We start from the raw sequence: 15,032 nt of genomic DNA, 5'->3' as shown, positions 1-15,032 counted from the left end.
CTAAAGGCGACACTCCAGACCGAACTGCTATGCCCGGTGAGGGTAGCGATGGGTTTTTGGCTTTGCAGGTTCCACAGTTTGATGGTGTTGTCACTGCTTGTAGAAGCCAATCTCTTGCCATCTGGACTCCATGCGAGGCTATAGACCGAACTGCTATGCCCGGTGAGGGTAGCGATGGGTTTTTGGCTTTGCAGGTTCCACAGTTTGATGGTGCTGTCATAGCTTACAGAAGCCAAAGTCAAGCCATCTGGGCTAAAGGCGACACTCCAGACCGAACTGCTATGCCCGGTGAGGGTAGCGATGGGTTTTTGGCTTTGCAGGTTCCACAGTTTGATGGTGTTGTCACTGCTTGCAGAAGCCAAAGTCAAGCCATCTGGACTCCATGCGACGCTTCTGACCGAACTGCTATGCCCGATGAGGGTAGCGATGGGTTTTTGGCTTTGCAGGTTCCACAGTTTGATGGTGTGGTCACTGCTTGCAGAAGCCAATCTCTTGCCATCTGGACTCCATGCGACGCTTCTGACAGCATTGCTATGCCCGTTGAGGGTAGCGATGGGTTTTTGGCTTTGCAAGTCCCACAGTTGGATAGTGTTGTCACTGCTTGCAGAAGCCAATCTCTTGCCATCTGGACTAAAGGCGACACTCCAGACCGAATTGCTATGCCCTTCCAAATTATTGCGCTGTTTTACTGCGGACACTGCTTGTTGCAGCGCAGCTATCACTCGTGCTCTAATATGTTTTGTCGTCTCGGCTGAAGCATCTAGTTGTTTAAATGCTTGTCCTGCCTTTAATGCTTCCAACAGTGCTTGGAATGTCTGTCCTGAACGAAATGATTCATTAGAAAAAGCAGTTTCCTGGATTACATTTGCTAAATTCTGAGCTTGAGTGACTTTATACCTGGCTAATTGCTCTGCTTTAATTAGCGTCTGATTCGCTTGAGTCAAAATTTGATTCGCTTGTCTCTGTGCTTCTAACTCTCGTTCAACTTCCCGTTGTTGTAATTCCCGACTGGCATTTAAAAACTGATAATCTAAATCGCTCAAACTTTTATCGCCTGCCCAAGTTTGAGCACCTTGCAACGCCTGACCCCGCAACAGTCGCGATTCATCTTGGCAATCAGACTCTATCCAAGCTTTAAAATTTTCGCTGTAAGGGCGGAGATCCGCTAATTGTTTTTCCACCCAATAAGCCGTAAAAACCGATTTATAAATTTGGTTATAAACTTGAAGTTTGCCAGACTGCTTAACCACCAACCCAGTTAATCGTAGTTCCATTTGTTCGGGACTATCATCACTCGCTATTTCATTGTGCTGCAAAATTTGCTGATATAATCCCAATAACCTACTTGCCCGTTGTTCGCTGCGTAAAATGCGTCCTCGAATCGTTTTTAAATGTTCGGGTTCATCCTGTCCTTCCCAATTTTCAATCACCTTTTCTTGGACTAAACTTTTTACCCACTCACCGGGATTTTGAATGGATGTATAATTGGCAGTACAGATCATTAGTTTACAAAGCTTTTGTGTTAAAAATGGCTGTCCGCCAGTCCAATATAATACTGCTTTTAACAATGCTTGCGAATTTCCCCCTTGAGTTTCTAACCCCACGGCCAAAGGTTTAGCTTCTGCTAATTGAAACCCTGTTAACTCTATCCCTCGACCAATATTAAACGGAGTGCGTCGCTTATCTTGAATTAAATCTGAGGGAGTTGCCACCCCTAACATTGTAAATGTTAATCGACGATAGTCTGGTTTATCAGCTCGATTATTGTAGCAATCACGAATCACAGCAAAAAAGTCTTCTATTTTAAAATTTAAGCTGATTAAGCTATCCGATTCATCGACAAAAATTACTATGTCTCCTGAAATATTCTTGAGCAATACTTCTTCAAGAAACTTACTAAATCGTTTAACATTCGATAGTAAGCTGTTCTGCTCCCACCATTCATCTAAATCAAAAACGTCATACAAATCTAATCGGCTGACGATGCTATCAATCACGCCTGCATACCACTCTTCTGGCGTAATATCTGAGGTGCCAATTTCTGTGATGTCAATACTACTACAGGCTATTCCCTCTGCTTGTAACCGCTGCATTGTCCGCACTCGTAGGGATGATTTTCCCATTTGTCTAGAATTAAGAACATAGCAAAATTCTCCGGCTTTTAAAGCTTGATAAAGTTCTTCATCCGCCTTTCTCGTGACATAAGTTGGGGCGTTTGCAGGAAGGCTGCCTCCAACTTGATATTGATAATCCTTCATAGGTCATTGTTAATTAATAGGTGAAAAATCAGAAAATTAAGGAATCAATTTGTACAGTCGTACAGGTTCAGGAATTCCCTTTAACTGTTGCATACCTAAGTCAATCACATTTAAAGGTAAGTGGGTTTTAACGACTTGATAAACTGTGTCAGAAATACAGATTCCTCCTGGCTCTGCTTTCCCTTCTAAACGAGCCGCTAAATTTACACCAGCCCCCCTGATATCATTATTAAGAAAGAAGATTTCCCCCAAGTGAATACCAATGCGGTGTTGGAGCACATGAGTCGCAGGTAAGGTTGTAGCAGCTTCGGCGAAATTTCGTTGTATTTCTAGCGCACAGGCTACTGCTTTTACCGCACTTTCGGGAAAGCAAATTAATAAACCATCGCCCATTTCTTTCAGGACTTTGCCTTGATGTTTAGCACAGATGCCTCGGATGATGTTGAAATCTCGATTCACTAATTCTAGTGTAAGCTTTTGGTTGGCCACTGATAAAGCGGTGGAATTAACAACATCCGAAAACATAATAGCTGCTAAATTACTCTCTACGTGCAAGCTTGATTGGTTATTAGTTTGTTGCACAGCAGTTATCTTCGGTTGGGGAGAGGCTAGGCGATGGCTAAAATATTGACGATACAAACCACACAATGGCATGACAGCATTTCCCTGAAATTTTATCAACCCCATGCTTCGCAATTTAAAAGCCTCTCCGGTATTAATTTCTACAGGTTGTTCGCTGTTAATGACTTGTCTAATTGTTGTTGCTAGTTCTGCATCTTGTTCCAAGTTAACTAAATGCCGTCGTAAATGATCGTAGTAAGGGCCTTCTTCAGTAGGAGCGACTTTTAGCAAGCTATCTAAGCTAATTCTCCCTCTAGCAATTTGGTAGAGAGCAACTCGAACTAAATAAGGATGACCGCCCACCATTTCCATCAGGTCACAAATCTCTTGATTTGACCAATTTAATCGGTGTTGATTCACTAAATCTGTTACCTGTTTCTGATTTAGTTCCGGTAACTCTATGGGCAATCCCACGTTAAAAGGCGACTGATTAATGTTGAGAGGAATATAAACTTCTTGAGAGTGAGAAATGACTAACCTCAGCTTTTTCCAAATCTCCTCATTTTTTCCCCGCTCGTGCCAAGCTCGTAATAATCCAAAGAAGTCGGTGGCTATTTCGGAATGCTCAAAAATCCGATCGACTTCATCTAACCCTAAAACAAGAGGCAGATCACTGTCCGATAGTAGATAGCGTTGGAAGTACTTCGTGCTTTTATTTTTACTGCCGAGAACGCCTTTCCAATATTCTCCTAACCTATCTTCTAAATTTAATTCATTGGTAATCTCACCACAAAACCACTGCAACAACTCATCAAGATTGGTGAGAAAACTGCCATCAGCCCATTGAAAGTTTAAATACGCTGTTTGATATCCCTGTTCCTGGGCGTGGTATAAAATTCGCTGCACTAAGGAAGTTTTTCCCATTTGCCGGGGGGCTTTGATTCGGATTAAAGCGCCAGGCTTGACAATAGTTTGGTAGCAGTCCGATTCAATGGGAGGACGATCAATATATAGGGGTGAATCTAAACTCACAGAACCTTCGGGGTTATCTAAGTTGAGAAGAGAAAGGGGAGGTGCGATCGTCGATCGCGCATTTTCCACCACAGGCGACGACTCCTCAACGATCTCGCTAACAGAAGAATCGCCCGATCGCTCTGCTGCGTCAGAAAAATCCGACTTTTTCTTTAATACCGGAGTAAGTTCCTCTGGAATCCCTGCCATGCTGATGCTAACGCAACCCAACTTATAGGCAAATTCGATCGACTCCCCCGCCGCCAACGTATCGTAAAAACCTACAGCAAATTCTCGTGCTGCGTTATCTCCCACCGCTTGCTTCATGCCGATAACGTATGGAATGTGACGTGCGATCGCACCCGCTTGCACTTCTGAATAGCAAGCGTTGAGTATGACGCACTCCACGTACTCCTTAAACGCCTCAAATAAAGCTGCCAAAGCTTTGGTATTTACCAGCTTAATTTGTCCCGCCTCATCTTCCAAGGCTAAACCGCCTTCTCCTGCACCATGCCCAGAGAAATGAACAATCTCTGGTTTATAATCTAATATGGCTCGCTGCATTTCTCTGGGTGTCACCGCCCACTGTTGCTCAAGTTGGAACTTGTCGGCCTTTTTAGAGCGTTGCAACCCCTCTGCAACTTCCTTCGCCTCTTTCTGTAAGTCCACAGGGGTGGTATTTTTGGGGTTGGCTGCCAAAAACAGGATAGTTTTTTTATTTCTCGGAGAAATACTCATTAATGGAACCTTTAGGAGAGGAGATACAGGAGCTTAACGAAACTACCTCAGTCAGGGCGAGATATTTCTTGCCTTTATACGGTATTTAACCACAAACATCTTTATTTTTGTTGAGCAGTAAACTGGCAGAAACGATCGCGCTGAGTCAAGCATAACCAATCAAAAAGGCGATCGCGACTCTCAACTAATCTTTTTAGCTACGTATTCAACAAGTGCGATCGGCTTCCTCTTTTGCAGTCGTATTTTCATAAATATCGATATTTTTTGCCCCTGTAGAACCAATTCCTCGTGCTACATCTTTAGAAATCTTTTTAATAATTAATCAAGCAACAATCTTCCTTCTTCCTTCTTCCTTCTTCCTTCTTCCTTCTGCTCTTCCTCTAGGTCAAGAGCGCTTAATTAAAAAATTTAGTAATTTTGGATACAATTTCCGGCTCAACAGTCGATCGAACTCCTCAATTTTCGATGCGGATCTAAAATTCACCTAAAGTTCGACGCCCTTTGGCAAAACCCTTCCTAAGATAGAAGTTGGGGGACGATCGGTCTCGTAGCCGATTCAGGAGCAAGTGTCAAGGACTCCATCGAACCCAAATCTAGAGCAGCAAGACAGGGAGAACATCAAAATCATGGTAAACGCGCCGACAGGAGAAACCCGCCTGGGCCCGACAGATCAGGTGCAAGCCTTAGACCGCGATTGCACAACCCTATCTCGTCACGTACTCCAGCAACTTCACAGCTTTTCTGCAGATGCTCAGGATCTCAGTGCCCTGATGAATCGCATCGGACTAGCTGCCAAGCTGATCGCCAGGCGACTCAGCAGAGCCGGATTAATGGCAGATGCCTTGGGGTTTACAGGGGCTACGAACGTGCAGGGAGAATCCGTCAAAAAGATGGATATCTATGCCAATGAAGTGTTTATCTCGGTATTCCAGCAAAGCGGACTTGTCTGCCGCTTGGCTTCGGAGGAAATGGAAAAACCCTACTACATTCCCGAAAATTGTCCGATCGGGCGTTACAGTCTGCTCTACGACCCCATAGACGGTTCTTCCAATCTTGACATCAATCTCAATGTAGGCTCCATATTCAGCATCCGCAAGCAAGAGGGCGACGATGAAGACGGTTCTGCTTCCGACTTGCTGCAACACGGACACAAACAAATTGCGGCTGGCTACGTGCTCTACGGCCCTAGTACCATGCTGGTTTATTCGATCGGTCAGGGTGTTCATTCCTTTACCCTCGACCCCAGTTTGGGCGAGTTTATTCTAGCTAACGAAAACATTAAGGTTCCCGATCGCGGCCCGATTTACAGCGTTAATGAAGGCAACTTCTGGCAGTGGGAGGAATCTTTGAGAGATTACATTCGCTACGTACACCGCAGCGAAGGCTACAGCGCCCGGTACGGCGGGGCTTTAGTGGGAGATTTCCACCGGATTTTATTCCAGGGAGGCGTGTTTTTGTACCCGGGAACGGTGAAAAAACCCGAGGGCAAATTGCGCTTGCTATACGAATCGGCTCCTTTGGCGTTTTTGATGGAGCAAGCCGGCGGGCGGGCAAGTACCGGAGTTCAAGACATCTTAGACGTTGTGCCGACCAAACTGCACGAGCGATCGCCCTTGATTATCGGCAGTAAAGAGAATGTAGCGATGGTCGAGTCTTTTATTCACGATCGATCGCGCAATCCTAGAACAGTCCAACAGTGAAGACATAGGGAAGTTCGGCAACGAGCAATGTACGGGATGTAACGGATGTAAAGGATAGAAGGAAGAGGGAAGAAGGAAGAGGGTTTTAACTTATAACTTTCGACTCGCAATTACCAATTGCCAATTTTCAATTTTCCATTTCCAATTTCCAAGTCCCAATTAACAGCTATCAAATTGTAGGAGTTACAGTAATGACAGCAACGTCAACGAATCACCTGTTAGAAATCAAAGAAATTGGCCAAAGTATCTGGATGGACAATTTGACTCGCGATCTGATCGAGTCCGGCGAACTCAAACAGATGATTGAAAGTAGGGGACTGCGAGGGATTACATCTAATCCGGCTATTTTTGAGAAAGCGATCGCGGGTAATGTGATTTACGACGCGGATATCGAAGCGGGCATCCGGGCGGGTAAATCTGTAATGGAGATTTACGAATCTCTGGTATTTGAAGATATCCGCAACGCTTGCGACATCTTCGCCCCAGTTTACGCAGAGTCGAAGGGTTTGGACGGCTACATTAGCATTGAAGTGCCACCGACGATCGCCAACGACACAGAAAGCACGATTAGCGAAGCCATGCGCTATTACCAAGCCCTCGGCAAAGAAAACGTGATGATTAAGATTCCGGGAACCGCTGAAGGTTTGCCCGCAGTCGAGCGAGTCATCAGCGAAGGCATTAACGTTAACGTGACTTTGCTGTTCTCGGTTGACAGCTACGTCGAAACCTTCTGGGCTTACATTCGCGGTTTGGAAGCGCGGGCGGCTAAAGGTTTGGATGTGAGCAATATTGCTTCTGTTGCCAGTTTCTTCTTGAGCCGGATCGACATCAATGTCGATGGCAAGATTGACGAGAAACTCAAAAATGTCACAGATATTTCCACAAAAGCTAAACTGGAAGCGGTGAAGGGGAAAGTGGCGATCGCCAATGCGAAGATAGCTTACCAGAAGTATAAAGAGATCGTAGCGAGCGATCGCTGGCAAGCTTTAGCAGCCAAAGGAGCGAAAGTGCAGCGCTTACTGTGGGCTTCCACCAGCACCAAAAACCCCAACTACAGCGATGTCATGTACGTCGATGAACTAATCGGCCCGGAAACCGTTAACACTTTGCCACCGAACACCGTGGAAGCTTGTTTCGACCACTGTGATGTCGCACCCAGGATTGAGAACAACGTTGCAGAAGCTTACACCCTGATCGAAAGTCTCAAAGATCCCGACATCGACATCAACTTGGACAAAGTGATGGCAGACTTGCTCATCGACGGGATTGAGAAATTCGTCAATCCGTTCCAATCCCTGATGGATTCCTTGCAAGAGAAAGTGCAGAAGTTGTCACCGGTCGCTTAGGCAGATATCTGTATCCTGAAAGGCAGAAGCATTTAGGAATCGGAATAGATAATTATTTGGGTTCTTAAATGCTGAGTTTTAAATCCTCTCTAGGAATTTTGAGATTAATGGGTGTCAGAGTTCCTAGAGAGCAAAATCATCTGCCTCCTGTAGCAGTATTAAGAATCGATTAACTCTCTCACCCAGCAACTAGCAGAAATGACCGCAAACTATCATGGTGTCTTGGCAGGGTTAACAGCACTACAACAAGGAAAATAAATAATGGTAACACTACTTGAAAATCCACTGCGGGTCGGTTTGCGAAAAGAACGGGTGCCGGAACCACAAATTCTGGTAATCTTCGGAGCTTCTGGGGATCTCACCCAGCGCAAACTGGTACCTGCAATTTATCAGATGAAGCGCGATCGACGCTTGCCACCAGAAACTACCGTGGTGGGAGTAGCCCGCCGCCCTTGGAGTCACGATTACTTCCGAGAGCAAATGCGCGAAGGCATTGAAGAATTTGGCGGCGGCATTGGCAATGAAGAATTTTGGCAAGATTTCGCTCAAGGTTTGTACTATTGTCCGGGCGACATTGACAACCCGGAAAGCTATCAAAAACTCAAAGCTTTCTTAGCGGAACTCGACGAAGAAAGGAGAACTCGCGGCAATCACATATTTTATCTATCAGTTTCCCCGAACTTTTTCCCAGAAGCAATTAGGCAACTGGGCGATGCTCAAATGCTGGTTGACCCAGCAAAACACCGCTTGGTAATTGAAAAACCTTTCGGCCGCGACTTGAGTTCGGCAAAAGCTCTCAACCGAGTCGTGCAGCAGGTTTGCCAAGAACAGCAAGTTTACCGGATAGACCACTATTTGGGTAAAGAAACTGTTCAGAATTTAATGGTGTTCCGGTTTGCTAACGCGATTTTTGAACCGCTGTGGAATCGGCAATTTGTCGATCACGTACAAATTACAGTTGCAGAAACAGTAGGCGTAGAAGACCGGGCTGGTTACTACGAATCCTCTGGGGCGTTGCGGGATATGCTGCAAAACCACTTGATGCAGATTTTCTGTCTGACGGCGATGGAACCGCCGAACTCGCTCGACGCTGACAGCATCCGCACCGAAAAGATGAAAGTTCTGCAAGCAACTCGCTTGGCAGATTTGAATAACTTGGAGTTCTCAGCGATTCGGGGTCAATATTCTGCAGGTTGGATGAAGGGAAAACCGGTGCCGGGGTATCACGATGAACCGGGGGTTGCTCCCAATTCGACAACGCCGACTTTTGTGGCGATGAAGTTTATGATTGACAACTGGCGCTGGCAGGGAGTGCCTTTCTACCTGCGAACCGGCAAACGGTTGCCGAAAAAAGTTAGCGAAATTGCAATTCAGTTCCGCGAAGTTCCGCTGTTAATCTTTCAGTCCGCGGCTCAACAAACTACTCCTAACGTTTTGACTATGCGCGTGCATCCGAACGAGGGGATTTCGCTGAGGTTTGAGGCGAAAATGCCGGGGCCGGATTTGCGGACGCGGACGGTGGATATGGATTTCAGTTACGGTTCTTCCTTTGGGGTGACATCTTCAGATGCTTACGATCGCCTGTTAATTGATTGTATGCTGGGCGACCAAACTTTGTTTACCCGTTCTGATGAAGTGGAAGAAGCTTGGCGGGTGGTAACGCCGGCGTTGATGGATTGGGAATCGTCCAACGAACAGGAGTTGGTTCCTAAATACGAAGCGGGTACTTGGGAACCGGCGGAAGCAGAACTGCTAATTAACAGAGACGGCCGCAAGTGGCGCAGACTTTAAGAGTCATTAGTCAGCAGTCATTAGTCCTTAGTCATTGGTCAGCATTAGTCATTAGTAATGAGCTAATAACTGCTAACTAATAACTGCTAACTAATAACTAATGAGTAATGACCAATGACTAATTACCCATGACTAATAACAAAGGAGAAAAGATTTATGACGATGACACCGATGAAAGCTCCGCCTCTGGTTTCGCTGCAAAATCCTAAAGATGTGTCGATCGACCAAATAGAGGCCGAATTGAGTCAAATTTGGGAAAGTTACAGAGAATCTGGTTCAAAGGGCGATTCTCCGATCGCTAGTAGGGCAACAACTTTTACTTTTGTAGTCTACGAACCCGAAGAAACTCAGCGGTTATTAGCAGATCTGGGGTTTTACGACGGGCCAGTGGACGGTATTACCGGGCCGATGACGGCATCTAGCATCAGGGCGGCTCAAAAAGCTTACGGGCTGCCGAGAACTGGCAAACCTAACGCTGAATTGCTGGCGACTTTGCGGGAAGAAGTGGCTCATAAAAATTCAAAAGGCGAGGAGATGGGCTCCAGTGGTTTGGGTTCCGGGGGATCGGGCGTGGCTGATGCGATCGTGGCTGCCAATCCCTGCCGGATTATTGCTCTGTGCCCGACGGCGGGGGAAGATACGGGCGTACAGGCTCAAGTGGCTGCTTATTGCCCGGTTCACAAGCGCACCACTGGCAATCTTATCTGCTGCGAGTATATTACGCTCCGGGGTACAGAAGCTGCTTTGGAACGGGTGAGCGGCATCGTGACGGCGTTGACTATCCCGGATTTGCCCACGCTGCTGTGGTGGAAGGCGAACCCGGATGCCGATCGAGGTTTGTTCCAGCGGCTGGCGACAATTAGCAGTTCTGTGATTGTTGACTCTAGCAGCTTTGCCGAGTCTGAAGCTGAATTGCTGTTGATGCACAGTCTGATCGAGGAGGGAATTCCGATCGCGGATCTCAATTGGCGCCGACTGGCAGCGTGGCAGGAGTTGGCTGCTGAAGCTTTTGACGCCCCGGAACGTCGCGCTGCGATTCGGGAAATCGATCGGGTGACGATCGATTACGAACAGGACAATTCTACTCAAGCGCTGATGTATTTGGGTTGGCTGGCGAGCCGGCTTCAGTGGCGTCCGGTTGCTTTCAAACAGGAAGAGGGCGATTACTACATCAAGCGAATTAAATTCGCAGGGCCGGACGAACGGGTTGTAGAAGCGGAGTTGGCTGCTATTCCTACTGCTGATACGGGCGATGTGCCGGGCGATTTGATTGCTCTGCGTTTGAGTTCTACGAACGAGAAGGCTGACTGCGGTACGGTTCTGTGTTCGGAAGTGGGTGGCTGTATGCGGATGGAAACGAAGGGTGGCGCTCAAACCGATCGGTTTAACCAGGTGAGTCCTCTGTTCGATCAGGTGACGGAACAGTTGCTGGGCCAACACTTGCTGAGTTGGGGCCGGGACGTGCTTTACGAAGAAAGTTTGGCAGTGACGGCTCAAATGCTGAAGTTGTCTAAGCGGTAAAAAGAGGGAAGAAGGAAGAAGGAAGAAGGATTGAGTTAATATTCAGTGGGGCAGGCCATATCTGCCCTACTTTTATTCTTCTCTTTTCTTCCTTCGCGTTCTTGGCGTCTTCGCGGTTCGTTAAATAGTTATTATTTGAGCTGTTCGAGAGCAATACTCATAACTTTATCAACTGTCTATTTTTATGAGGAAAGATTGCATAAATCTTTGATTGATACAGGAACCGCAGATGAAAGGCAGATTAACACAGATAAACGCAGATAATTTCCTGATTGGAAAGCGACTTTGGCAATCTTATCTATTATTTATTTTAACTAACTAGAACTATGGCTTTAGTAATTGCTGGCGAACGCAGCGGGGCGGGAAAGACTACTGTGACGATCGCCCTTTTAGCTTATTTAATCCGCCGCGGCTTGAATGTTCAATCTTTTAAGGTTGGTCCCGATTACATTGACCCCATGTTTCACGCTTTTGTTACTGGTCGCCCCTGTCGGAATTTAGACCCGGTATTAACGTCTGAACCTTATGTAAAAAAGTGTTTTTCTCGTCATACTCAAGATGTCGATTATGCCTTAGTTGAAGGGGTGATGGGACTATTTGATGGAGTGAGTCGAAAAAATCAGGAATCAGGAAGGCACGACACGGATACACGGATTAATTATCGAAAAGAAGAAGGCAATTATGATTTTTCCTTTGCTTCTACGGCTCATGTTGCTTATTTGCTGAATTTGCCGGTATTTTTTGTGATAGATTGCAGCAGGCTCTCTGGTTCTGTGGCTGCGATCGCCCACGGTTTTCGTTCTTTTAACCCTGACCTTAAATTCGCTGGTTTGGTACTCAATCGGGTGGCGAGCGATCGACATTTGGAACTGCTTCAAGATGCTCTCAAACCGCTCAATTTACCTATTTTAGGCGTTTTGCGTAGGGATGAGGCTGTTACTATTCCCGATCGACATTTGGGGCTGATTCCTGCTGAGGAGTTGCCGAATCTTCATGCTGCGATCGATAAATTAGCTGATTTGGCTGCTGTTAGTTTTGACTGGGAGCAACTTTTGCCTTTGTTGGCTGCAACTCGAAATGAGCGGGGTGAGGGGTCTGAGCAACTTTCAGGTAGGCACAGTCTCCCTTCGGTTATTTTAACTAAAAAAGATGATGTTGTCAACAGTTTGGGAAAACAATTTGGAGTGAGGATTGCAGTTGCGCGCGATCGGGCTTTTAATTTTTACTATCAGGACAATCTTGATTTGTTGGAAGAGTTGGGTGCCCAGTTGGTATTTTGGAGTCCCCTTGATGACTCGGCTTTTCCTGACAATGTGCAAGGGTTATATTTTGGTGGTGGTTTTCCCGAAGTTTTTGCTCAGGAATTGAGCGGTAATGTTTTAATTCGGGATGCGGTAAGAAGTGCTATTTTTTCGGGAATGCCGACTTATGCGGAGTGCGGCGGTTTGATGTATTTGTGCGATTCTATTGTAGACTTCGATGGCAATTCTTGGCAAGGGGTGGGGGTGTTGGAAACTTCTGCTGCGATGGGAAAGCGTTTGACGCTGGGATACCGAGAAGCTGTGGCGGTGAGGGATAGTTTGGTGTTAACTGCTCTTGATGAGGTTTGGGGACATGAGTTTCATCGATCGCATTTAACTGTTGAACCGAGTAATCCAGTTTATCACAGTTGGAGGTATGGGAAGCGGGGGGAGGTTGAGGCGGTTGCTGAAGGTTGGGGAGTTTGTCAGGTGCACGCTTCTTATTTGCATTTGCATTGGGGTGCTCGGCCTGATATTCCGGCTCGTTTTTTGCAGCAGTGTGCTGATGCGTGATTGTAAGGTTGATACAGAAACCGCAGATGTCAGGCAGATAAACACAGATTAACGCAGATAAATTTCAAGAAGGGCGATCGAATGAAAGCCATCTTGTTTATTTTCTTGTGGGATGAGTCGAAAGGTTGGTTTTTAGCTGCACTCAAGGTACAAATAAAGTGGTCTTACTATTTATATTAGAATATTTATGACGGAGAAAGCTAGGGCTGTTGGGATTTATGAGCGAATCAATTTCGACTAAGCAGTTGTTTGCACAATGGGTGACACCGGAGAATTTTCGGCGTTACGGTCAAGTTATCTTTGCGGCTGTTGATGGCAAGTCTTTCGATGCTGAGGATGCTCAGTTAAATTTGCAAAATGGTATTCCTAGATTTTACATTATGCGGCTGCAGAAGAAAGGTCGCAAGTTTGGCAAAATTACACGACACGTTCAATGTACTCAGTGTTTGGGTTCTTTGGAGGGGAAGGATTGGTTGATGGCGGTTGCGCCTCCTGGGGATAGCTATAAACCGAGTTTAGAGGATATGGCTGCTTTTCGGATTCCGGGCAATTGTTTTATTAAGTTAGATGTGGGTACTTGGCACGCTGGGCCGTATTTTGATGCGGATTTTGTTGATTTTTACAATCTGGAATTGAGCGATACTAATGTGGTTGACCATTTTAGCTTTGATTTTGTGAAACATCACAATCTGGAGTTTGAGATTGTCTGATGTTGGCGGTTTGTAGTTGCGCTTTCTTCTTGGTGATTATTGTTATGGGTGGGTTTTTTGAGTAAGATTTTTTAACCGCAGAGGGCGCAGAGGACGCAGAGGAGGAGAAGGAGGGGGTTCGCAAGTGATGGGGGAATTCTTTTGGCCTCACTAGGCCGAATTGCAAGTAGGGAGAATAAAGTTTACAAGTATTAAAATAGGTGCAATTGTCATGCCTGAGCAAAAGTATAGCATTGTTCTGCGCGAATGTCGTTTGTTAGGTGCGGGTGACGATCACCCAACGGTAGATATTGCTATCGAGGATGACCGAATAGTCGCCGTTTCGCCGCATATCTCAGAATTTGGCGAACGCGAAATCGACATTCAAGGCAATTTAGTTAGTCCTCCCTTTGTGGAGTCGCACATTCATCTCGATTCGGCTTTGACTGCGGGGGAACCGCGATGGAATCAAAGCGGCACTTTGTTCGAGGGAATTCAAATCTGGGGGGAACGCAAGCAAAGTTTAACTCTGGATGATGTCAAAAAACGGGCTGTTGAAACTTTAAGGCTGCAAGCGTCTCAAGGGATTTTGTTTGTCAGGAGTCACGCGGATGTTAGCGAACCGACGCTGACTGCTTTGCAAGGACTTTTGGAAGTTCGAGAACAAGTCAAAGATTGGATGACTCTGCAAGTTGTTGCTTTTCCCCAAGACGGGATTTATGGAAGTCCAGAAAATGACAAACTCTTAGAGAAATCTCTGGATATGGGTGCGGATGCTGTGGGCGGGATTCCGCATTATGAGTTGACGCGGGAAGATGGGGTGAAGTCGGTTGAGCGAATTTTTGAACTTGCGGAAAAATACAATAGATTAATAGATATTCACTGCGATGAAATCGATGACGAACAGTCGAGATTTTTGGAAGTTGTAGCGGCTTGTGCGATTAGAAGCGGGGCTGGTTCGTGGGTGACAGCTAGCCACACGACGGCCTTCGGTTCTTATAACAATGCTTATGCTTTTAAGCTGATGGGAAGTTTGGCAAAATCGGGAATTAATTTTATTGCCAATCCTTTAATTAATATCACCCTGCAAGGCCGCGCTGATACTTATCCCAAACGCCGTGGGGTGACGCGAGTTAAGGAGTTGTGGCAGCAGGGATTGAATGTGAGTTTTGGTCACGACTGCGTGCAAGATCCTTGGTATAGTTTAGGTACGGGAAATATGTTGGATGTCGCTCATATGGCGGTTCATGTTTGTCAGATGACGGGAATGGCTGAGATTGCAGCTTGTTTTAATATGGTGACTGTCAACGGTGCTAAAACTCTCAATCTGGGAGATGATAATTATGGGATAGATGCGGGGAAACCTGCAAATTTTATTGTGTTGGATGCTGAGAATTGTTATGATGCAATTAGGAGGCGCGCTGCGGTTCGGTATGTGATTTCGCGGGGAAAGTTGCTGGCGGAAACTGAACCTGCTAAGGTTAGTTTTTATTCTCAGGAATCTGCAAGTCTCACATAGACTAAGGGTAATTGCTCAACCCCCTTGACAAGAGAACGAGATAAACATTAGATAAAGGAATGAAAAAACTCCCTGACCTAAAAC

General features: G+C 46.0%; 9 protein-coding genes. 7 read left to right on the top strand and 2 right to left on the bottom strand.

Annotated elements, in window-relative coordinates; translation table 11 throughout:
• Both QUA42_RS26615 and QUA42_RS26610 read right to left on the bottom strand, forming a co-directional pair.
• The coding region (locus QUA42_RS26615; RefSeq protein WP_333141563.1) for an AAA-like domain-containing protein at positions 1-2,258 on the bottom strand (2,258 nt) is incomplete at its 3' end.
• A gap of 36 nt (positions 2,259-2,294) precedes the next feature.
• Positions 2,295-4,568 carry an AAA-like domain-containing protein gene (locus tag QUA42_RS26610; protein ID WP_333141561.1) on the bottom strand — a complete coding sequence of 758 codons (2,274 nt, stop codon included), beginning with the start codon at positions 4,566-4,568 and terminating at the stop codon, positions 2,295-2,297.
• Positions 4,569-5,194: 626 nt separating this feature from the next.
• On the opposite strand from QUA42_RS26610, the gene fbp reads away from it, so the two are divergent.
• The 7 genes from fbp (at position 5,195) to codA (ending at position 14,948) form a co-directional block, all read left to right on the top strand.
• Positions 5,195-6,268, top strand: coding sequence for a class 1 fructose-bisphosphatase (fbp, locus tag QUA42_RS26605; RefSeq protein ID WP_333141559.1), 1,074 nt, complete (start codon positions 5,195-5,197; stop codon positions 6,266-6,268).
• Positions 6,269-6,459: 191 nt separating this feature from the next.
• A complete protein-coding gene (gene tal / locus QUA42_RS26600) occupies positions 6,460-7,614 on the top strand; it encodes a transaldolase (RefSeq protein WP_333141557.1) in 1,155 nt (384 codons plus the stop codon).
• A 261-nt stretch (positions 7,615-7,875) separates the two neighbouring features.
• The gene (zwf, locus tag QUA42_RS26595) at positions 7,876-9,405 is read left to right on the top strand and encodes a glucose-6-phosphate dehydrogenase (protein ID WP_333141555.1); all 1,530 of its coding nucleotides are present in this window, start codon (positions 7,876-7,878) and stop codon (positions 9,403-9,405) included.
• A 156-nt stretch (positions 9,406-9,561) separates the two neighbouring features.
• Positions 9,562-10,926, top strand: coding sequence for a glucose-6-phosphate dehydrogenase assembly protein OpcA (gene opcA, locus QUA42_RS26590; RefSeq protein WP_333141554.1), 1,365 nt, complete (start codon positions 9,562-9,564; stop codon positions 10,924-10,926).
• A 326-nt stretch (positions 10,927-11,252) separates the two neighbouring features.
• The gene (locus tag QUA42_RS26585) at positions 11,253-12,740 is read left to right on the top strand and encodes a cobyrinate a,c-diamide synthase (RefSeq protein WP_333141552.1); all 1,488 of its coding nucleotides are present in this window, start codon (positions 11,253-11,255) and stop codon (positions 12,738-12,740) included.
• Positions 12,741-12,958: 218 nt separating this feature from the next.
• Positions 12,959-13,450 (top strand): ureidoglycolate lyase, encoded by a 492-nt coding sequence (locus QUA42_RS26580; RefSeq protein WP_333141549.1) that lies wholly within the window; start codon positions 12,959-12,961, stop codon positions 13,448-13,450.
• A 211-nt stretch (positions 13,451-13,661) separates the two neighbouring features.
• The gene (codA, locus tag QUA42_RS26575; RefSeq protein ID WP_333141547.1) at positions 13,662-14,948 is read left to right on the top strand and encodes a cytosine deaminase; all 1,287 of its coding nucleotides are present in this window, start codon (positions 13,662-13,664) and stop codon (positions 14,946-14,948) included.
• The last annotated feature ends 84 nt before the right edge of the window (positions 14,949-15,032 follow it).

Source organism: Microcoleus sp. Pol11C2 (assembly GCF_036701505.1).
Lineage (GTDB): Bacteria > Cyanobacteriota > Cyanobacteriia > Cyanobacteriales > Microcoleaceae > Microcoleus.
Note: the sequence above shows the minus strand (reverse complement) of the source record. Positions and strands in the feature narration are given on the sequence as shown.

What these genes read in the sequence shown, in the direction of transcription:
- fbp (WP_333141559.1), top strand. Translation starts at nt 5,195, where the DNA reads ATGGTAAACGCGCCGACAGGAGAAACCCGCCTGGGCCCGACAGATCAG.
- zwf (WP_333141555.1), top strand. Translation starts at nt 7,876, where the DNA reads ATGGTAACACTACTTGAAAATCCACTGCGGGTCGGTTTGCGAAAAGAA.
- QUA42_RS26580 (WP_333141549.1), top strand. Translation starts at nt 12,959, where the DNA reads ATGAGCGAATCAATTTCGACTAAGCAGTTGTTTGCACAATGGGTGACA.
- QUA42_RS26610 (WP_333141561.1), bottom strand. Translation starts at nt 4,568, where the DNA reads ATGAGTATTTCTCCGAGAAATAAAAAAACTATCCTGTTTTTGGCAGCC.
- tal (WP_333141557.1), top strand. Translation starts at nt 6,460, where the DNA reads ATGACAGCAACGTCAACGAATCACCTGTTAGAAATCAAAGAAATTGGC.
- QUA42_RS26585 (WP_333141552.1), top strand. Translation starts at nt 11,253, where the DNA reads ATGGCTTTAGTAATTGCTGGCGAACGCAGCGGGGCGGGAAAGACTACT.
- opcA (WP_333141554.1), top strand. Translation starts at nt 9,562, where the DNA reads ATGACGATGACACCGATGAAAGCTCCGCCTCTGGTTTCGCTGCAAAAT.
- codA (WP_333141547.1), top strand. Translation starts at nt 13,662, where the DNA reads ATGCCTGAGCAAAAGTATAGCATTGTTCTGCGCGAATGTCGTTTGTTA.